The following is a 20,266-nucleotide window of genomic DNA, read 5'->3' on the forward strand; positions in this document are numbered from 1 at the left end:
CTCATTCGCCGTCCCCAAAGGCTTCTCCCATGGGACTCAACGCGTCCCAGACGCGATGCTCTCTTTCTTGGACCGCCCTGGCCCCTTGCCGGATGCTGGCCAAGCGCGGCAAGCGGGTTTTGAGCAGCACGTGGCCGAGCCGCGCCGAGCCGAACCTGTCGCGAGTGGCGCCCGTGCCACCGGCTATCGCCATTTGTCCGACGAACACCGCGACCTTATCGATAAGGCGATCGCCCACGCTGCGGCTCAGCAAAAATATAGCGAGAGCACGGTCCTAAAATACAGGTATGCACTTCGCCGATTGGCAAATGATCTCGGCGCTCGTGGCCAAGCGACTGATCTAAGAGATCACAAATCCCTGGTCGATCACCTCGATGCTTTCTTTCCGAAAAACGATGATATGAAGAGGGCGTTGAACGTCCTGCGTGCCTATCATGAGCCGGGCTATTCAGCGACTGTTGGTGCCCCGGCTAACCGCTATCCCCACTTGTCCGACGAACACCGGGACGTGATTGATAAGGCGATCGCCCATGCTGAGGCTCAGCAACACCATAGCGCGCCGACGCTGCGAATATACTCGAATGCGCTTCGCCGATTGGCGAATGATCTCGGTGCTCGTGGCCAAGCGACTGATCTAAAAAATCACCAATCCCTGGTCGATCACCTCAATACCTTCTTTCCGAAAGACACTGACATAAGGGATATAAGGCCGGCGTTGAACGTCCTGCGTGCGTATCATGAGCCGGGCTATTCAGCGACTGGCCGGTGGCCAGTGACGGTGCCTTCAAAGGCAGATGCGCATGTCTTGGAACAAGTGACCAGTGACAGCAGCTTGGCCCCAAGCACCCGTGTTGCCTATGGTCGTAGTCTTCGCAGATTTTCTGAGGCGCTTGAGAGGCGGGGCCAGACGATCTCTGGGCTGGATCATGATTCGCGGATCGAATTCGCCGAGGTGTTGTTTCCAGGCAACGATTTTCTCCGCTTGGCGCTTGAACGGGTTCGCGATGCGAAGCCTGCGTCAGACAGGATCGTGGCGGACGCTTTGGCAGCGGCCGGCTCTGGGCACGCCGGAGTTGAGGCCGCCGCCCCGCCAGCGTTAGCTGTCAGCCAACACCGGCCCTGGCCGGATGCGCTTGACCAGGGCAACCTCCTGCCACCCGAGCGGTTCATCATCAACAATGAACATTCGACGGCGCCGTTGCGGCCGGCGGAGAGGCAGGGGACTGATAATCCGCAAAGCATCGCCATTCAGCAGCCGCCGAGCGAAGGCGGCCGCGTGCCGATGCACCCCCCCATCCGGCAGTTGGGTGAATTGCCATTGGAAGGGGTACCGGTTCAAGGGACAGGGGCCGAACACATCGGAAGGCTGCATGCGGAGGCGCCCTCCGCAAGGTCTGAGGCACCCCCCGCTGCGATCGAGGACTTTATAAACGTCTCATCCGCCGCCCCCAAAGGCTTCTCCCATGGGACTCAACGCGTCCCAGACGCGATGCTCCCTTTCTTGAACCGCCATGGCCTCTTGCCGGATGCGGAAAAGCCGGAATGGCACTTCGATATTAATGGTCACGGCTACACCGCCCGGAGGCCGGAGGGGGGCAACGACGTTTGGCTCCTCCATCGCGGTGCGATGAGGGAAGCTGGAGCGGCAGCAGTATCGGTAAGGGCTCCGGGACCCGCCTTGCCAGCGACCGCCAGGCTCTCAGACACCCATCTCGGCGTTCCGTTGGTCGATCTGACCACCTCCTCCGATGCACACATCGGAGCCCTTCCGTCAGGCTCGTCCAACCTCCCCCGGGGGGCGGTGCTCGAGGCCACCCAACTGCTGGGCGACGAACATATCCAGAGGGATTACGAATTCCTCGAGCAGCAGCTGCAGCAGGCTGATCCAGCGCTCGCCGCCCGGACGCGGCTGGTCGATCCGTCGGTCTCCCATCTGCTGCGCCACATGGAGCAGCAAGACGCGCGAGGCACATTGCAGTCGATTTATGATCGAAACGCCGGCCCATCCGACTTCCTGTTCGTGCCAGTGAACGATGGGGTGGGTATTGACCGCGGCACCCATTGGTCGCTGCTCCTCGTAGATCGCCGCGATCCGGAAAGAGCGGTCGCCTATCACTACGACTCCATCCAGCAAAATGAACAGCGATACAACGACGCGCCTGCACGAAAGCTCGCTACAAGACTGGACGCGACCCTGGTAACACCCGACATGGCGCAGCAGAAAAACGCTGTTGACTGCGGCGTCTTCGTGGTGGACGGCACGCGCGAGCTGGTTCGTCGATTGGCGAACGAAGAGCGGCCAGACCAGCAGCTGCCGCTGCACCTCAACTACCTCGTCGCCGATCGGCAGGCGCTGCAAAACCGACTGAGAGAGGGGCGCTTGCCGCACGAGCTTGCCGCAAGCCCCGCCGAAGCTTTGGCAGCAGCCGGGTCGCAGGTGCAACACGCCGCCTTGCAAGAGCAGCAAGCCAGACAGGTCCCGCCAGCGCCGTTGGAACGGCACTTGGGCCAGACGCGCGAGGCCGAGGACAAGCTGACGAGTACACTGCACAGGAGCAACCGCGTGAACAGCGGGGGCGTCATCATCAACACTGAACGTTACACAGCGCCGTTGAGACCGGCGAAAAGGCAGAGGACTGACAATTCGCAAAGCCTCGCCATCGGGCGGCAGCCGAGCGACGCAAACACAACGTCTATCGGCCAAGCCTCCGATCAAGCCCGAGCGGACCTCATGGCTTCCTTCAGGAGCAGAGAGCGCTCCGACGCTGGGCGTTGAGCTCGACGGCTAAGCAGAACAGCTCTTTTGGCGACGGAGAGGCTGATGCGATCTCCGGACCGGTAGCTCTCGCCGTAATTGATCAGACTGGCACTGTTGGAAGGCGATGTAGGCCTGGAACTCGCCGATCGCCAGCGAGGCGCTGAGACGATCGCCCGCCTCAATAAGATCGAGGACGATATCCGCGGCCGATCGGCCGATGAACGCCGTGCGACGCGTCGGGAAAATAGCCGCGCTATTGTCGCCATCTTGAACCTTGGCTGCGTGAAAGCTCGGCCTGATCGGTCAGAAGACCAAGGTCGCCGAGGCAATCCGCTACACGCTCTCACGCTGCGAAGGCCTCTCGCGCTTCGTTGACGACAGTCGCACCGAGATCGACAACAACACCGTCGAGCGCTCAATCCGTCCGCAAGAACGCGCTCTTCGCCGGCTCGAACGGCGGTGACTGGGCAGTCATTGCGTCGCTGATCGAAAGCTGCAGGCTCAATGGTGTCGAGTCACTCGGTTATCTCGCCGACGTCCTCACCACCAGGATCGTCAACAGCCTATCCAGCCAGATCGACGAGATGCTGCCTTGGGTCCGACATCCAGGCGCCGAGCTAAGGGCCGCCAGAAAACACCGCCACGCTTCATCAGCCTCGTCAGCCAATCTCCAGAATAGCTCCTGTCACGCGGCCAAGGTTCCTCCGTAGCTAACGTCTACGTCAGCGTCGAAGAAATACCCTGCACCACGGCATGTCTTGACTAGCCTTGGATTGGCCGCATCAGCCTCCAGCTTTCGGCGCAAGCGCAAGATTAGGACATCGATACTTCGATCGTAGACCTCTTCTCCACGCACACGGCTCGCGAGCAAAAGCCGTTCTCTGGATAGGACATTGCGGGGGTTCTCCAGGAACGCGATCAGCAGGTTGAACTCACATGCGGTAAGCTTGACTTCGCCACGCTCCGCACAGATCAGTCGCCGCTGCTTGACGCTGAGCTTCCAGGCTCCGAACCGAAATGAGCGATGATCTTTCGTCCGCGGACTGGAAATGCGCTGGCGTAGCCCTACTCGAATGCGGGCCAAGAACTCGCGCAGCCCGAAAGGCTTGGGGATGAAATCGGTTGCGCCGAGCTCAAGCGCAACGACTTTTTCCGCCTCATCAAGCCGGTCGCCGCTGATCACTATGATGGGTAAATCCGATTTTGTCGCCAGGTTGCGGACGATGGCAAGCCCATCCTCCCGGCCTAGGTTGAGGTCAACAACCACGAGATCAACTGGCTCATGCGATAGAACGTAGTTAAACTGCTTGCTATCGTTGACTGCGGTCACCTTCAAGGCATGCATCATGAGATACTGGGAGATGAGGCGTCGCATTGCGGCATCATCGTCAATGACAAGAACATGTTTCAACGGCTCACCTTCAATCTTGAATCCCCTTGTCTAAAGCTGTTGCCGAGCAACCCTTGGGGCACCAACGCAGGACAGCTGCCCCTTGCTACCACTCGCCGGTGCGTGCGGCCAATGTGAGGCCGTTGCTCGGCCTGGTCTTTTCATCCACAGCGAATTGATCGCATCCAGGCAGCCGGTGGCCACCACACAGCTGCAAGCGCCGGTATGACCCTGCCGAGTGGTCCTTCGCTAATTGGCGAGCTCCGCCGTTGGTGTAGGCCTGCCAACACCACTTGATTACGACGGCACGGACGCCCGGTCGCTTGCCATGTCCTTGCATCTTCTTCCCGTTTCTGGCGCTTGCGGACCTGGATCACCTCGAAATCCTCCCGCTCGTGCGTGCGGCTCGGACGCGGGGAGCAGCGCGGCGGTTGACTGATCGCAGAGGCGGTTGGACGAAGAACGGCCGTGATTCGCTATAGTGGCCTTGTGCCAACGGTATGTCTCCTGCCCAAGGCAGGTCATTGGGAGGTGGCCGGCGGCGCCAATCCTGTTCCCGGCGATCGGCAGGTCCGGTTACGGTTACGGCTACCTTGCGAGCTAACATTTCTCGGTTGATGCAATACCTTCCTTTTGAGCCTGTCACTGTACTTGTCGAGAGCGCTGTCGGACTGCGTCAATCCGCCTGCGGTTTCTGCCGATGGGATTGTGCGTGACCACCAGTTCGCGGCGCGGCCGAACAACTGAACCAGGTCTCGCACCAGGCCGGCTGCGCCGCCACGTCTTCCCAGTTGACCCTCGTCCCGCGTATTTGCGCCTCCGACGAGCTTCGCGGACGAACTCGCGGTTTCAACCAATGCCTGAGTATGCAGGGCGCATGGCTGTCTCTTGCAACAACGGCAGCATGCCGCAACATTGGGCAGCTCGGCGCCCTAGTCGGTTCTCGCGTTCGATCGACCCAAGCTTCCGCAGCCTGAGATGAACCCGCCAAGCTCGCCATTTTGTCCTTCGGCCAGGCGCTGACACAAGGTTCCATCACCGCCCATGCCAAGTCGCGGTTGACGCTGCAGGAGCAACGGACGGCCGGGACGGGCAATCCCGCGCTGGAATGATCCACCACGATGGTCGAGATGTGCCGGCTGATCGCGCCCGCGCAACCCGCGCATGCGCAAGGTGCCCATGCACCCGGACACGAACAAGCTCTTTGCTTCAGTTGAAACCGAAAAAGCTGAACTTGAACATCACGCAGTAACAAACCTGCCCGATAAGCGCGTGCCGGACAGGGCCAGAACCGGTCCTGACGCTTCGAAAGGTAGGGGATAGGAATGTTTATTGCAGCTTGGCCGCTGGCCATCGCCCTGTTGACATCCATGTCATTCCCAGCCGAGCCCGCGCCACTTTCGCCCCGTGAATTCCACCGCCTGTCGCGCAAATGCGCTCCCTGGGTTGCGCCGTCCACGCTCGCCGCGATTGCCAAAATTGAAAGTGGCTTTGAAACGCTGGTGGCTCATGACAACACCACAGGTGAGCAGCTTCGCTGGATAGACCGCCTGGAAGCGACGCGGGGCATCAAGAACCGCCTCGAAGCACAACATTCTGTCGATGTCGGATTGATGCAGATAAACAGCAAGAACTTTTCCTTCCTCAATCTCACGCCGGAAAAGGCTTTCGAGCCCTGCGCCTCGCTATCGGCCGCCGCCCACTTGCTTGAAAGCCGGTATGCCGGCGGCACGACTGCTCCGGCGCAGCAACTGGCGCTTCGCCGTGCCATCTCGGCCTACAACACGGGCGACGTCACGCGTGGCTTCACCAACGGTTATGTACGCAAGGTCGAGTCGGCTGCAAAGGACATCGCGAGTCATCTCGAGCGAACGCTGGAGCCGACCGCTCCAGATGCGCCACACCTTGAGGCATCCGGTAGGAAAGCCGTGCCGCCTCTGCTCCAACAGAGCCAACAGGCCAATGGAAAGCAGCCCAACCAAAATTCTTGGGACATCTGGGGCTCGTATGAGTCAAACCGCTCCGGGGCCGATCCCTCCGGCCCGACAGGCAGCCAGGCTGCGGAAGAGCGGGAACCCTCGAACCCGAACAAACTCGTATTCGATTGAACCATGGAGATACAATGATGAAGCCATTCAAAATACTTCGTGCGCTTAAAACGCGTGTTCCTTCGCCTTTTTCCATGCTGCGCACGACGGCTGAATATGTACCGGCCGCTGCTGCAGGCGCCGCGTGGACGGTCTTCTCCATCGGGCCAGCCTCGGCTCAGGTGACCGGAGGGACGGATCCCGCCAAGATGGTCCAGAATATCTGCACCTTCATACTTGGCCCCTTCGGACAATCACTGGCGGTGCTCGGACTCGTGGCCATCGGCATCTCTTGGATGTTCGGTCGTGCTTCACTTGGCTTGGTTGCGGGTGTCGTTGGAGGGATCGTCATCATGTTCGGCGCAAGCTTCCTGGGCAAGGCGCTCATAGGCGGTGGCTGATGAGCGACCGGTTGGAAGTGAGCACCCTCTATGTGGCGGCGACACGTCCCGCACTGTTTCTGGGGGTGCCGCTGACGCTGGCCGGATTGCTGATGATGTTGGCTGGTCTCGTCATCATTGTCCTTCAAAACCCACTTTATGAAATCGTGCTCGTGCCACTCTGGTTCGGGGCACGGCTGGTGGTTGAGCGTGACTATAACGCCGCAAGCGTAGCGCTCCTCTATTTGCAGACGGCCGGCAGAAGCGTGGACGGGCCGGTCTGGGGTGGCGCGAGCGTCAGCGTCAATCCGATCAGAGTGCCGAAACGCGGAAGAGGAATGGTGTAATGTTTGGCGCCAGTGGCCGGACCGAGAGATCTGGCGAGATCTATCTTCCGTATGTCGGTCATCTCAGCGATCAGGTTGTCCTGCTGGAAGACGGATCGATCATGGCCATGGCACACGTGAACGGCCTGCCCTTTGATTTGGAAGACGCAGAGATGCGCAATTCGCGCTGCCGCGCGTTCAACACTCTCTTGCGCAACATCGCGGATGACAATGTCACGCTATACGCTCATCTTGTGCGCAACAACGATGTGCCGGAGCCGGCATCGCGCCAGTTTCAAAGTGCATTTGCTGGCAGTCTGAGCGAGGCCTATGAGCGCCATGTGCTGTCGGGCAAGCTCTTTCGCAACGATCACTTCCTCACTATCGTCGTGTCCCCCCGCACCGCAATCGGTAAGATCGGCTGGCGCATTGCCAAATCCCCCAGACGGAATGACAACGATCTGGCCACACAACTGCGAAGCCTGGAGGACCTCTGGCAGATCATTGCTGGCTCACTCGGCGGTTACGGTCTGCGCCGGTTGGGTATTCGCGAGAAAGGCAACGTGCTCTTCACGGAAATTGGTGAGGCGCTTCGGCTGATAATGACTTGCCGGTTTCTTCCGGTTCCGATGGTTACCGGCTCGCTTGGCGCCTCGATCTACACTGATCGGGTCATCTGCGGGAAGCGGGCGCTTGAGATTCGAAGACCCGGGGATAGCTCCGTGGGATCATTGTTTTCGTTCCGTGAATATCCGGCGACGACGCGGCCAGGCATGCTAAATCCCTTACTGTCCGCCAACTTCCCGCTTGTCCTGAGCCAGAGCTTTTCCTTCCTCACTCGGCCACAAGCTCATGCGAAGCTTAGCCTTAAATCCAGCCAGATGACGAGCGCCGGCGACAAGGCTCTCACCCAGATCAATGAACTTGCCGAGGCAGAGGACGCACTGGCAAGCAACGAGTTCGTCATGGGTTCGCATCATCTGAGCCTGTGCGTCTATGGCGACAGCCTCAATAGCCTTGCAGATCGCGCAGCAAATGCGCGCGCAAGGCTGGCCGACACAGGCGCCGTTATCGTCCAAGAGGGTATCGGCATGGAGGCCGCGTACTGGTCCCAACTCCCGGGGAACAACAGGTGGCGCACGCGCCCCGGGGCGATCACCTCGTACAATTTTGCCGGGCTTGTCTCATTTGAGAACTTCCCCAGCGGTTCCAGCTCCGGCCACTGGGGCAAAGCTGTTGCGCGCTTTCGCACAAACGGTGGAACGTCTTTCGACTACATCCCCCATGAGAATGACGTCGGCATGACGGCGATATTCGGACCCGTCGGCAAAGGCAAGACGACGCTGATGACCTTTATCCTCGCGATGCTTGAGCAAAGCGTGGTCGATCGCAATGGCGCCATCGTCTTTTTCGATAAAGACCGGGGTGGTGAACTGCTGGTGCGAGCCACGGGAGGGACATACCTTGCGTTGCGCAGAGGCGCTCCGAGCGGCTTGGCCCCTCTGCGCGGACTGGACAACACCTCCGCCTCGTTGGATTTTCTGCGCGAATGGCTGATGGCCCTCATCGAGAGTGATGGCCGTGGTCCGATCTCGCCGGAGGAAAGCCGTCGACTGGAACGTGGAATTCTTCGTCAACTTTCGTTCGAACCCGCCATGCGCTCACTTGCGGGCCTGCGCGAATTCCTGCTGCACAGCCCCTCGGAGGGCGCGGGAGCACGGCTGCAGCGGTGGTGTAGAGGGAATGCGCTTGGATGGGCCTTTGACGGCGATGAGGACGAAGTCAGGCTGGATGCCTCCATTACCGGCTTCGACATGACGCAGCTCCTGGAATTTGAGGAGGTCTGTGCGCCGGCCGCCGCATATCTTCTGCACCGCGTGGGCGCTGTTGTCGATGGCCGTCGGTTCGTCATGAGCTGCGACGAATTTCGCTTCTATCTGCTCAACCCGCAGTTCTCGGCTGTTATCGACAAGTTCCTGCTCACCGTCCGCAAGAACAACGGCATGTTGATACTCGCAACGCAGCAGCCTGAACACGTGCTTGAATCGCCCCTCGGGGCCAGTCTCGTTGCACAATGCATGACCAAGATCTTCTACCCATCACCGACGGCCGACCGGGCCGCGTATGTCGATGGCTTGAAGTGCACCACGCAGGAGTTCGAGGCAATCCGCCAGGGAATGGCAATTGGCAGCCGCAAGTTTTTGCTCAAGCGCGAGAGCGGGAGTGTTGTTTGCGAATTCGATCTTGGCCAGATGCGCGAGTATGTAGCCGTACTCTCGGGGCGGGCCAACACCGTGCGCTTTGTCGACCAGCTTCGTGACCAGCACGGAGATGCCCCAAGTGCGTGGCTCGACAAGTTCATGGCTCGTTACAACGAAATTCAAGACTGACGGAGGAATATTCATGAGATTTCCCACGCTTGCAGCAACGACGCTTGCCGCTTCCTTTCTGTTTAGCGGACAGGCCCGGTCGCAATTTGTCGTCATCGACCCGGCGGTAGTAACACAAGCGGGCTTAACAGCGGTTTCCACTGCGCAGATCCTGATAAAGTCAGCCCAGACGCTCGCTTCCACGATGGAAATGGTGGAGATACTAAAGTCGTCATTCGGTGTCACGGGGCTGCTAAGTTCACTGAACCAAGGAAATCACTACCCGTCGGGCAATCAGCTTGAGAGGCAGATGTTTGAGGGTCAGGCGCCAACTTCGATTAAAGCGCGTGCAATTGCGGACAACCCAAACCGGAAAGTCGACGGCACGGATTCAGAAGCGAAACTGTTACAGGGACAAATCGCTGGTGCCATCAATGCCGCAGCTCTTGCGGCCGACACTCTGGGCGTAATGGACAAGCGCCTTAAGGCCAACGACAACACGCTTGGTCAGCTTTCCCGCTCGGGAAATATTGTGCAGGCCACCGTCACCAACGGTCTGGTCCTCAAGCAGATTCATGATGCGATTATCCAAAATGTCCAGGCCACGAGTCTGCTGACGATGGCCACTGCACAAGCGAGCCTTCACGCCGCAGAGGAGGCCGCGATGCAGCGTCGCGAACGCCAGGACACCGCCAGAATGTTTGAGTAGCGACGCTTAGTTCATCCGGCTCATCTGCGCTGATCAGGGGCAAAATAAGGTTCACGCAATGGTTTTCAGAATTCCTGCGCCATTCACGGCCATACACGCGATCTTTCATGGGGCCTTTACGGTGGGGCTGCACAAAGTGATTGGAAACGTCCAAGAGGCGGTCAGTGCGCCTCTGGTTGCGTGCGTCACGCTCTGGATCATAATCCAAGGCTTTCTGGTCATGCGCGGTCAAGTCGACGCGCGCGGAGGTATCTCGCGCGTAGTCACGGTATCGATTGTCGTCGCCCTCATCTTAGGGCAGGCCAACTATCAGCTGTACATTGAATCGGTCTTCGACGACACGATTCCAAAGCTTGCCCACCAGATCAGCGGAAGCGCCTTGCCCTTCATCGGTATCCCCCAGAAGCTCGACGTAATGTTCGCTGCAAGTCAGAGTGCCTTTCAGCGGATTGCTTCCGAAATTGGGCCAATGAATCAGCAGGACATACTTGCCTTCCAGGGAGCGCAATGGATTTTGTACGGCTCGCTCTGGACAGCGTTCGAGATCTATGATGCCGTTGGAATTCTGACGAAGGTGCTCCTGGCGATCGGCCCCCTCGTTCTTGTAGGCTATCTTTTTGATCACACTCGAGACATGGCTACCAGATGGATCGGCCAACTGCTCTCATACGGGCTGCTGCTTGTCCTCCTCAACATCGTTGCAACGATAGTTATCGCGGCCGAATCAGTCGCGCTGGGAGTCATGCTTGCGGTGATCAAATACAAGGGTACGACAGCAGCCAAGATCATCGGGCTTTACGAGCTCGATATGCTTTTCCTAGCTGGTGACGCTTTGATCGTCGCGCTTCCGACGATCGCCAGCAGCATAGCCGGCGGTTCTTGGGCAGGTGCGAACCAATCTCTTAGCAGCCTCAATCGCCGCATTGCCAAAACGGCAGGTGGTTAATCAATCGACAAGGGCGGTACCTCAACATGAAATACTATCTACTTTTGTCAATACTGGCTTTGGCGGCCTGCAAGACAACCGATAAGCTTGCGACTTGCACGGGTTCGCCATTCCAACTGAACGTGGGACAATGGGAAACCTCCCCTGAAGATCTTCAAGTCGAATGTGCGAAAGAGCCCAAGTGAAATTTCCTGAACATGCCCTTCTGGTGGAGAGAGAAACGCTAGCCGCCCACTATAAGAAGGTGGAAGCGTTTCAAACTTCACGAGCGAAGTCTGCGCGGCGCCTGTCAAAGGCCCTCATAGCCTTTGCGGCAGCGGCGGTCCTAGGAAATGTTGCGCAGGCATTTACCATCGCTGCCATGGTCCCGTTGGCCAAGCTCGTACCTGTGTTCCTCTGGGTACGCCCGGATGGAACAGTTGACAGCGAAGTGTCAGTCTCTCGACTGCCGGCAACCCAAGAGCGAGCCGTCATAAATGCTTCGCTGTGGGAATATGTACGCCTGCGCGAGAGCTACACAGCCGATTCCGCCCAATACGGCTATGACCTCGTATCCAGTTTCAGCGCACCGGCTGTGCGGCAGCAATATCAAGATTTCTTCAATTATCCGAATCCCACCTCGCCGCAAGTCACAGTCGGCAAGCTCGGCAAGCTCGAAGTCGGGCATATTTCCTCAAACGACATCAGTCCGGACGTTCAACAGATCCGATACAAACGCACCCTTTCCATCGATGGGCAGATGCCGTTGGTGACCACCTGGACAGCAACCATCCGCTACGAGCGCCTGACAGATCTGCCTGCCCAATCAAGGCTCACCAATCCGGGAGGTCTACTCGTCACTTCCTATCAAACCTCGGAAGATAGCGTGTCGAACCTGGGTGACGTGCAGCCATGACAAAAAGAGCGTTTCTGGCACTGGCCTGTTCACTACTCTTAACGCTGGAGGCTTCCGCGGAAGACACCCCGCTTGCCGGCAAGCATGATGCGCGGATGCGCTACTTGGCTTACCGTCCCGACGAAGTGGTGCGCCTGTCGACCGCGGTGGGGGCAACGCTGGTCGTCACATTCGCGGCCAACGAGACCGTCGCAGCCGTGGCCGTTTCCAATAGCAAAGACTTGGCTGCGCTCCCACGCGCCAACTACCTGTTCTTTAAGGCCAGCCGGATCCTGCCGCCGCAGCCGGTCGTCGTTCTGGCCGACAGTGAGTCCGGTACCCGCAGATATGTCTTCAGCATTTCAACGAGAGCGATGCCAAAACTAGATGAGCAGCAACCTGACTTATACTACAGTGTGCAGTTCACCTATCCCGGTGATGAGGCCGCTGCTTTGAGACAGGCAGCAGAAAAGCGCTCGATTCTTGGTCAGGCCCGGGCAAAGGTGCTGCAGGAACAGAGGGTTCAGGATTTGTTGAATCGGCCCGGTACAACTGCCAGTTCCGACGAAAGCAATTTTCACTACGTCGCAAAGGGCGATCGATCGCTAGCGCCGCTGCAGGTTTTCGACAATGGCTTTACCACCGTATTTGGCTTCGCAAGCAATTCCCGTATACCCTCCCTCTACATTATCAATCCCGACGGCAAGGAAGCCGCTGCCAACTTCACAGTCAAAGGCGACTTTGTTGAAGTAGCCGCAGTCGCCCGGGAATGGCGTCTGAGAGATGGCAATACGGTATTGTCGATTTTCAACAGGGCATATGATCCTGTTGGACGAGCGCCGGGCACCGGTACAGTGAGACCCGACGTGTGGCGCGTTTTGAAAGGCTCGGGCCGATGAATGAAACCGGCCCACAGTCGGGACACGATGTAAATGCATCCGCATCGTTGGTCTCGGAGCCGGCCCGCCGGCATGTTTCGGGACCACAGAAATTGGCCGTCGCCGGTCTTGTTCTCATCTCATCTCTGTCGCTCATCTGGCTCGGAAGTCGTCCCAGCACACAAGACGAACCCTCTCAGCCAAACCCGCCAATTTCCCCCAACGCCGAGCCGTTCCGCCCCGTGCCTATTGAGCTTGCTCCCGAACCTCCAGCACCTGCAAAGGCGGCGCAGGCGGCAGATCCTGCGCCATCCACACCGCAACCCGCGGCAGCTGAACCGCCGCCCGAGGAATCACCAATTTTCGCCTACAGCAGCGGCAGTCAAAAGCCCGACGTGGCTCAGCGGAGCGAAGACGACCACAAGGATGCTCCCGCGACCGCGGATGAGATCTCGATCGGTGGCGATCTGTCAGGCCGATTGAAGCCAGATATACAGGAGCCGAGCCGGGCCACACTTTTGCCGCACCCTGATCTCGTGATTACTCAGGGAACGATCATTCCTTGCCTTTTGCAAACGGCGGTCGACACAAATTTACCCGGCTATGTGAAGTGCGTCTTACCTAAAGACGTCCGCGGCGCCACCAACAATGTCGTGCTCTTGGATCGTGGGACGACCGTGATTGGCGAGATCCAGCACGGTCTCGAACAGGGGGATGCGCGTGTCTTCGTGCTGTGGACGCGCATCGAAACACCTGACCATGCCCTCGTTTCGATAGCATCGCCGGGTGCTGACGAGCTCGGCCGCTCCGGAGTGCCTGGCACGGTGGATAATCACTTCCGGGAACGCTTTGGCGGAGCAATGCTGATGAGCGTCCTTCAAGGCGCGTTCCAGGCGGCCGGTCAATACGCGGCGAGCTCTGGCGGAGGAAGCGGCATCAACAGCTTCCAGAGCAATGGCGGACAAGCCGTCGAGACGACACTGAGAGCGACGGTCAACATTCCGCCAACCCTGAAGAAAAACCAGGGAGATGCTGTATCCATCTTTGTGGCTCGCGACCTCGATTTCTCGGATGTATACGGTCTCACGGCAACTGTCGTGGCGCCAGCCCCCCAACATCGCCAACGCCGGAGAGACAACAATGCGATCGGAGGCTGACCCTCAATTGCGTTTGCTTCTCGACCCCGTTCTGAAATGGCTTGAGGAGCCGAGGACCGAAGAGGTCGCTATCAACCGGCCTGGGGAAGCGTTTGTGCGACAAGCCGGCGTCTTCACGAAACATCCGCTACCGCTAGGTTATAACGATCTGGAGGACATCGCGATTCTCGCTGGAGCGCTGCGCAAGCAAGATGTCGGACCGCAAAGCCCCCTCTGTGCGACTGAGCTGCCGAACGGAGAGCGGCTGCAGATCTGTTTGCCGCCCGCTGTTCCCTCAGGAACAGTAAGCCTGACGATACGGCGTCCTTCAAGTCGTGTGACCGAACTGAAGGAAGTTTCTTCTCGCTACGAATACTCACGTTGGAATCAATGGCGGTCACGAAAACAGCGCCAAGAGCGGCAGGACGAAACTATTCTTCAGCAATACGACGATGGTGACTTGGAGAAGTTTTTGCAAGCGTGTGTTTCGGGACGGCTCACGATGCTGCTTTGCGGACCTACTGGAAGCGGCAAAACGACAATGAGCAAGACTTTGATCAACGCTATACCCCCGCAAGAGAGACTGATAAGTATCGAGGACACGCTGGAGCTTGTAATCCCGCACGAGAACCATGTCCGGTTACTCTATCCAAAGGACCGAGCCGGCGTAGGTGCGGTGACAGCCGAGCAACTGCTGCAAGCGAGCTTGCGCATGCGCCCTGATCGAATATTGCTCGGCGAGATGCGCGATGATGCTGCATGGGCCTACCTTAGCGAAGTCGTCTCCGGCCATGCGGGATCAATATCAACGATCCATGGGGCTGATCCGGTCCAGGGCTTCAAAAAGCTCTTTTCCCTCGTCAAGAGCAGCCCGCAAGGAGCCGCTGTGGAAGATCGAACGCTTCTTGACATGCTGTCGGCTGCCGTTGACGTCATTGTGCCGTTCCACACCCAAGGTGACCTGTACGAGGTGGGAGAGGTATGGCTTGCCGCCGATGCCCGGCGACGGGGAGAGACAGTAACCGACCTCCTTAACAAGCACTAAGGCTAGAACAACGTCTCTGCATCGATAAGTCCATTGTGATGCGACGCGTCGTTTTGTTCTGCTTCGATGTCTTTTGCCAGGCCTTCTCACATTACTTGCATAGAATGAGCGCGTCGGCGGCATCACGCCATCATCATTATACGAATCGCATGCTCTATTGTCCTGGACGAGACCGGTCTCGCTAGCCGAAGGACGAAGGCCTGATTGTCAGATGTGACCGGCATGGGGTCGATGTCACCGATGACTATGAAAGGCACCGCCATGATGGTGGGGCATACGGGCTCGGCCCGTCCTCGCTCGAGGAAAGGCGTCTTCGCCAAAATCAGCAGGTCAGCTGCCTTCCCGCTCTCGATCCAGCCGCAAAGACTTTCGAAGGTCGCGAAGCCGATCGGCTCATAACCCAGCGCGGCGATATTGTCCTTGTGAATCTCCAACTCTGCTGGATCGGGCTCCACGACTGCAATGATTCCGCCGTTGGCCGGTGATCCGTTGTATGGGCCGAAAGTGACGTCAGCGCTGACTGGCTCCTCCTCGGAGGCTGGCAAGTAAATATCAAAGCGCGTACCTCGGCCAACAACCGAGTTGACGTCTAGGCATCCTGCGAGCGCGCACACCTGCCTGTCCACTGCAGCAAGACCCAGCCCGGTCCCGCCGACGCGAGAGCGTGTGGTAAAAAAAGGCTCAAAGACATGCGGAAGTACCGAACCTGCGATTCCTGGGCCATCGTCGCTGATGGAGAGCAGAACGTAATCTCCAGGTCTCAAGGTGCCCTGAGCCAACCGCTTTGTTTCGCAGATGCGGGTCCGAGAAACGCCAACCTCGACACGGCCGTCGTTCAAGACAGCCTCCGATGCGTTCTTGCACAGATTCATAAGGATCTGCTGTATCTCAGTTGGGCTGCCCTCGACAACCGTTTGCCCGTTGATCTTGAAATGCAACTGAACATCTGCACGAACTGTAATGCGCAGCAGTGGCGCAAGGTCCATTACAATTTCGGAGATATTGAAAGGCACTGCCACGCGCTTGCGTTTTTGGCTGAGTGCCAAAATCTGGTCAACGATCAGCTTGGCTCGGTGTCCAGCTAAGATGATTTGGTTGATGGAGTTTTGAATTCTCGAGGGCCGACGCACAAGACCTAGTGCGATCTCTGAAAATCCAATTATTGATCCTAAAATATTATTGAATTCATGTGTAGCGCCGCTTGCGATTGTGCCGACAGTCCTCAGCCTTTCCACATGCTCCCATCGATTCACCAGAAGGTCGCGTTCCGCATTTATACGCTGCATTTCAAGATGGTTGCTTAGACGCGCAATAGAACTGGCAAGAACCCGGAGGTCGTCGGCTGAAGGGAGTGAGCGATCTCCTTCAAAGACGAGGATGCAAACGGCAACCTGCTGACCGGAGGCGCTGCAACCAACAATTTGACAAACACCGGAAGAGCCTCTGGCGGTCCGAACCATTTCCGCCGCCGGGATGACGCGAAACACTGGCCGTCCGGCGCGGACAAGTGAAACGAGTTCATCAATAAGCGCGACGTTCCAGACGCGCATGCACGTGTTCGCCACAAAGTACTCGGTATGCCTGATGAGACTCGGATCCACCAGAGTAAGCGCGCATTGGTCCGCATCGAAAACGCGTTGAATGAGTCTAAGGGCTGCTTCGGTGGAACAGCGCGCCGAGGCATTCTTTGCTATACTATCGTTGAAGCGAGCTTCGATCGCGCTCAATTCCTCTTCAAGCTCCAACCTTTTTTCTAACCGGTTGGTCCGCAGATGCTGCCTGAACGCCCTAATGATCGCTGCCAAGCAAAGGCATATGGACACAGAGCCAAAGAAAAGCCACGTACGCTGCGCCTGCGCGCCGGCCAAACTGTAGCCTTTCAGATGCTCTCGCTCCAGTTCGGCAGCCTTGGAGAACGTGTCGAGGGATGCGATCTGATCGGCAGCTTGCTCCAACCTCCATAAAGAAGACAGGACAGGGCGGAACCTGGCCACGACATCCGCGACAGCTCGGGCCTGGCCCGGAGTAAATCTTTCGAGAAGCTCCATCTGTGAGGCGAGGGTAAGCCCCGGTTCGACTGAAAACACGATCAGTTCGGAGAGTTCAAGCTTGCCGCCCTCAAGGCGGTCAATTGAACGAGCAAGATCTGCGAGAGAGCTTTGCATACGCTGATTATGCTTGACCAAGGCTGAGATGGCAGCCTGCGTGTTTTCGATCGAGTTTACGAGCTGCGCGAGCAATCTGGATTGCCCGGAGGCCTCATCGGGCGAAATCTCGAAATCGCGCTGCAAGTCTTCAAGATTCCTTTGCAATGCCTGTCCGGTAGAAGCAACCGAGTGGTCCACTTCCATGTCGGTCCGAGCACGGGCGACGTCGCGCTGGAGCAATGCATCGTTGATCTGAATCGTTCGCAGCTCGCTTATGACCGCGTCGTTGATCTTGGGGGCCTGCCTCTGCGTCCCGACCAAGAGCGCAATCGAGGCGGCTAAGGCGAGGACAAATGCTTTGTCGCCACTGAGCCATGTTTCCCAAGGAAACGGCGTTCGACCCGCAGCGCATGGGTTGCGAAAGTCTGACCTGAATTCTAGCTCCGCATCGGTTCGGTATGCGGCCGGATGCTGCTGGAACAGGAAAGCCATGTGTACCTCTCCCCTCATAAAGACGGCTTAGACACCGTCGCACTTTGCCCCCTTGGCCCCGCTGACCCTCCGTTGAATTTCGCGGCGATTAGACTTCGACCGTTCTGTTCCGAACTCTGGCCACTCGCGAGCTCGACGCGAACGTGGAAACTGAAGGCACGGCGTTACGGCACGTGAGAACGATAACTGGGCTATCGTGAATGCTGATTTGATAGTTGTTGAGAAGGGAAGGCACCAATGCCAGGCTGACACCGCGTGACGGATTCAATCGAGATTTGCCTGTTTTCGCGCGGCGAGTCGAACCACGCCGATGTTGAAGGTACCGTTGGGTCTCGTCATAATGACCGCAGGAACCGAATACTCGTGAGCCTTCGTTGCGTCAGTCCGCTCAAGCCATCACGCACGCGGCAAAGCTAACTTCCGGCAAGAGTTTCATAGCTGGGCCAACAAATTGCGCCCTATGCCTGACCAGAGTAAGCAGGACGTACGTACGATCGGCATGATCCCCGAGAGCGTTCGCACTTCATCTCTTATCCGGCGAAGGATAGCCCATTGAGCAGCTCACCATCGGTTATGAGATCGAGGCGACACACAAGGCGGGCAACCGGTCGCAGTATTCGGAACTGTCTTCCGAGAGATCATGGAGGGACAGACAAGCCGCACGCTGCAGCAGCCTGGGGATGACACCGGTCGGCCAGCCATTATGCCGCTAACCCGCTTGCGATCTCTGTGCATTGTATCTCCTGCGTGCAGCCCCTGCATTAAGCCAGCGTCGACGACCAGAGCCCATGTTCCACCAAACAAGGGTTAGCTTTCAAGAAGCTGATTGAACAAATTGATTGTTTGGATCGCACGCATCCGAACAATGGATGCAGCTAAATGCAGCGGCGGTTTTCGTTAGATGCGAGCGAGCGTCTCTTGGCAAGAACCACCGCGGGGCGCGGGCGAGGTGAGGGGCTGCACGCCAAGCGCGTCGGGACGGTCATCGAGGATCTGCGTGCGGGTTTGCAGCAGAAGATGTGCGCCGATCCTGCTCCACTGCATCTGCCATTTGTTGGCGACCCGCTTGGAACGGCGTTGACGGTGGCCTTGACGAGGGCCGAAGAGATGCGATCTCCGGACCGCTAACGTCGCCGTAATTAATCAGGCTGGCACTGTTGGAGGCGATGTAGGCCTGGTGAACTCGCCGATGGCGGTCAGGAACTTGCGCATGTTCGGCTAGCCTGTTTCGAGACCTTCCGCGTCGAATTGCAGGTCGGCGATTTCGTGACGGGCCCGATAGACGTCAACATGCCAGAGATGCCATTTGATCCTGCGCAGAGTTTCGAGCAGGTCCTGTCCGGTCTGCTCGTCCTGGTTTTCGAGCCCTTGCACGAACTGCCTGATGCGCACGGTGATATGGAACCAGTCGGCGATTCTTCCCCACCGTCGGTGATGAAGGTGAGATCCTGATTGGCTTGGACGGGCTGCTTCTTGAGATGGTCGAGAATGCGCCGTTGCGGCTCGCGATCATAGCCATAGACGAAACCGATGTAGCGCGGAGCACCCTCTTCAGGCAGCGAGCGGCCTACGATCAGCTCGAAATTCTACTTCCGGTCGTTTGGTCGCGGATGAAAGTTCGATGCGGCTGCAGAACGCGTTTGCGATGGCCGCCCATCTTCCCGGCGCTACCGGAGCACGATAACGTTGCGACCATTTCACCACCGAAGAGACCGCAAAGCCAAAGCGCGACCAACCCGATCCAATTCTGCGCCGCCCAACTTCCATCTCGAACGGTGCGCGGAACGCCTGCGCGCCGGGTGCCTAACTAACAGTTGCACTGGGCATGCCATTGCTCGGCTATTCGAGCTTCTCCAATGCCTGCCTAATGTCATCTCCGGCGTCCTCCGGCAACGGCAAAATAGGGCGCGGTGGCTGGACGTGCGCCAGACCGAGGTAGTCGGCGATGACGAACATAACGCGGAAGCTGCCGTAGTGTTTGAACAAGGTCCAGAGCGGCCCGAAAGCGCGGTTCAACCGAGTGGACTCCGCCGCGTCGCCGGACTGCGCTGCACGCGTCAGCGCAAGCGCCGGGACCGCCAGCAGACCTGCCGCAACGCTGTACCAGGTGTCACATCCGGCAAGCAGGGCATCCGCCGCGCCCCAATCGCCGCTGTATCCGATTGTGAACGTGTCAGGCGTCATCGACCGCAAACGTGCCAGTTCCCCCGCGTAATCGTCATTCGCTGCCAGAGGCATTTTCACCGCGACGATGTTGGACACCTCTGACAGCCGGGCGATCAATGCGTCGCTGAATGTGAAGCGCGTGGTGCTTGGATTGTTATATATGCACAAAGGCAATTCCCCCGCCTCGGCCACCGCGACGAAGTGCTGGAAGACTTCGTCCTCGTTCAGGGGAACGTAGGACATCGGTGCCAGGAGCAGGCCGTCAGCGCCAGCGGATTTGGCATCGCGCGCCAGAGCCTGAGCTTCATCGGTACGCAATGCACCCACACCCACGACAAGAGGCGTTTTGCCGCCGATGCATTCCACGGCAGCCTGAACGGCACGCTTGCGTTCTTCCCTGGTGAGGTAAGCATAACCGCCCGTGCTCCCCAGAAGGCCGATGGAGTCCGCTCCGGCGCGTTGAATACGCTCGAGAAAACGAGCCAGACCCTCGGTGTCGACATGCCCTTCCGCATCGGTTGGCGTAAGGGGGAACGCCGACAGGCCGCGAAACAAAGTCATCA

At 58.3% G+C, this 20,266-nt stretch carries 15 protein-coding genes and 3 pseudogenes; 13 read left to right on the forward strand and 5 right to left on the reverse strand.

Annotation, left to right across the window (positions count from 1 at the left end; all coding sequences use genetic code 11):
- The first annotated feature begins 130 nt into the window (after nucleotides 1-130).
- On the forward strand, nucleotides 131-2,776 hold the full coding sequence (locus ACSQ3Z_RS31735; RefSeq protein WP_436175198.1) for a Ulp1 family isopeptidase: 2,646 nt from the start codon (nucleotides 131-133) through the stop codon (nucleotides 2,774-2,776).
- A gap of 121 nt (nucleotides 2,777-2,897) precedes the next feature.
- A pseudogene (locus tag ACSQ3Z_RS31740) lies at nucleotides 2,898-3,354 on the forward strand (IS66 family transposase); the annotation flags it as partial.
- A gap of 89 nt (nucleotides 3,355-3,443) precedes the next feature.
- Here the strand turns inward: ACSQ3Z_RS31740 and ACSQ3Z_RS31745 are convergent.
- The gene (locus tag ACSQ3Z_RS31745; RefSeq protein WP_436175199.1) at nucleotides 3,444-4,169 is read right to left on the reverse strand and encodes a response regulator; all 726 of its coding nucleotides are present in this window, start codon (nucleotides 4,167-4,169) and stop codon (nucleotides 3,444-3,446) included.
- A gap of 1,304 nt (nucleotides 4,170-5,473) precedes the next feature.
- Here ACSQ3Z_RS31745 and ACSQ3Z_RS31750 point away from each other — a divergent pair.
- The 11 genes from ACSQ3Z_RS31750 to virB11 are packed head-to-tail and all read left to right on the forward strand — an operon-like array spanning nucleotide 5,474 to nucleotide 14,898.
- On the forward strand, nucleotides 5,474-6,256 hold the full coding sequence (locus ACSQ3Z_RS31750; protein WP_436175200.1) for a type IV secretion system lytic transglycosylase VirB1: 783 nt from the start codon (nucleotides 5,474-5,476) through the stop codon (nucleotides 6,254-6,256).
- A gap of 14 nt (nucleotides 6,257-6,270) precedes the next feature.
- Entirely contained in the window at nucleotides 6,271-6,636 is a 366-nt protein-coding gene (virB2, locus tag ACSQ3Z_RS31755; RefSeq protein ID WP_032925931.1) for a pilin major subunit VirB2, read from the forward strand.
- Complete coding sequence (locus ACSQ3Z_RS31760) at nucleotides 6,636-6,962, forward strand: type IV secretion system protein VirB3 (protein ID WP_006329140.1); 327 nt, start codon at nucleotides 6,636-6,638, stop codon at nucleotides 6,960-6,962. Before virB2 ends, ACSQ3Z_RS31760 begins: the two co-directional genes overlap by 1 nt.
- Complete coding sequence (locus ACSQ3Z_RS31765) at nucleotides 6,962-9,331, forward strand: VirB4 family type IV secretion/conjugal transfer ATPase (RefSeq protein WP_027033430.1); 2,370 nt, start codon at nucleotides 6,962-6,964, stop codon at nucleotides 9,329-9,331. The genes ACSQ3Z_RS31760 and ACSQ3Z_RS31765 overlap by 1 nt, the downstream gene beginning before the upstream one ends.
- A 13-nt stretch (nucleotides 9,332-9,344) precedes the next feature.
- Nucleotides 9,345-10,019, forward strand: coding sequence for a type IV secretion system protein VirB5 (locus ACSQ3Z_RS31770; protein WP_436175201.1), 675 nt, complete (start codon nucleotides 9,345-9,347; stop codon nucleotides 10,017-10,019).
- A 58-nt stretch (nucleotides 10,020-10,077) separates the two neighbouring features.
- Nucleotides 10,078-10,965, forward strand: coding sequence for a type IV secretion system protein (locus ACSQ3Z_RS31775; RefSeq protein WP_436175202.1), 888 nt, complete (start codon nucleotides 10,078-10,080; stop codon nucleotides 10,963-10,965).
- Nucleotides 10,966-10,991: 26 nt separating this feature from the next.
- Nucleotides 10,992-11,150, forward strand: coding sequence for a type IV secretion system lipoprotein VirB7 (locus tag ACSQ3Z_RS31780; RefSeq protein ID WP_080680416.1), 159 nt, complete (start codon nucleotides 10,992-10,994; stop codon nucleotides 11,148-11,150).
- Nucleotides 11,147-11,860 (forward strand): type IV secretion system protein VirB8, encoded by a 714-nt coding sequence (locus ACSQ3Z_RS31785; RefSeq protein WP_027033433.1) that lies wholly within the window; start codon nucleotides 11,147-11,149, stop codon nucleotides 11,858-11,860. The genes ACSQ3Z_RS31780 and ACSQ3Z_RS31785 overlap by 4 nt, the downstream gene beginning before the upstream one ends.
- Nucleotides 11,857-12,738, forward strand: a complete 882-nt coding sequence (locus ACSQ3Z_RS31790; RefSeq protein WP_436175203.1) for a TrbG/VirB9 family P-type conjugative transfer protein — start codon at nucleotides 11,857-11,859, stop codon at nucleotides 12,736-12,738. The genes ACSQ3Z_RS31785 and ACSQ3Z_RS31790 overlap by 4 nt, the downstream gene beginning before the upstream one ends.
- Nucleotides 12,735-13,874, forward strand: coding sequence for a type IV secretion system protein VirB10 (gene virB10 / locus ACSQ3Z_RS31795; RefSeq protein WP_136621949.1), 1,140 nt, complete (start codon nucleotides 12,735-12,737; stop codon nucleotides 13,872-13,874). Before ACSQ3Z_RS31790 ends, virB10 begins: the two co-directional genes overlap by 4 nt.
- Nucleotides 13,858-14,898, forward strand: a complete 1,041-nt coding sequence (virB11, locus tag ACSQ3Z_RS31800) for a P-type DNA transfer ATPase VirB11 (protein WP_069091240.1) — start codon at nucleotides 13,858-13,860, stop codon at nucleotides 14,896-14,898. Before virB10 ends, virB11 begins: the two co-directional genes overlap by 17 nt.
- A gap of 122 nt (nucleotides 14,899-15,020) precedes the next feature.
- Here virB11 and ACSQ3Z_RS31805 read toward each other — a convergent pair whose 3' ends face one another.
- The 4 genes and pseudogenes from ACSQ3Z_RS31805 to ACSQ3Z_RS31820 form a co-directional block, all read right to left on the reverse strand.
- Nucleotides 15,021-17,537 carry an ATP-binding protein gene (locus ACSQ3Z_RS31805; RefSeq protein ID WP_436175204.1) on the reverse strand — a complete coding sequence of 839 codons (2,517 nt, stop codon included), beginning with the start codon at nucleotides 17,535-17,537 and terminating at the stop codon, nucleotides 15,021-15,023.
- A gap of 984 nt (nucleotides 17,538-18,521) precedes the next feature.
- Nucleotides 18,522-19,123: pseudogene (locus tag ACSQ3Z_RS31810) on the reverse strand (ISKra4 family transposase); the annotation flags it as partial.
- Between the two features lie 14 nt (nucleotides 19,124-19,137).
- Nucleotides 19,138-19,265, reverse strand: a pseudogene (locus ACSQ3Z_RS31815) (IS630 family transposase); the annotation flags it as partial.
- Nucleotides 19,266-19,376: 111 nt separating this feature from the next.
- A complete protein-coding gene (locus ACSQ3Z_RS31820; RefSeq protein ID WP_436175433.1) occupies nucleotides 19,377-20,264 on the reverse strand; it encodes a dihydrodipicolinate synthase family protein in 888 nt (295 codons plus the stop codon).
- Nucleotides 20,265-20,266 lie beyond the last annotated feature (2 nt).

The organism is Mesorhizobium sp. LjNodule214, from assembly GCF_964252735.1.
Classification (GTDB): domain Bacteria; phylum Pseudomonadota; class Alphaproteobacteria; order Rhizobiales; family Rhizobiaceae; genus Mesorhizobium.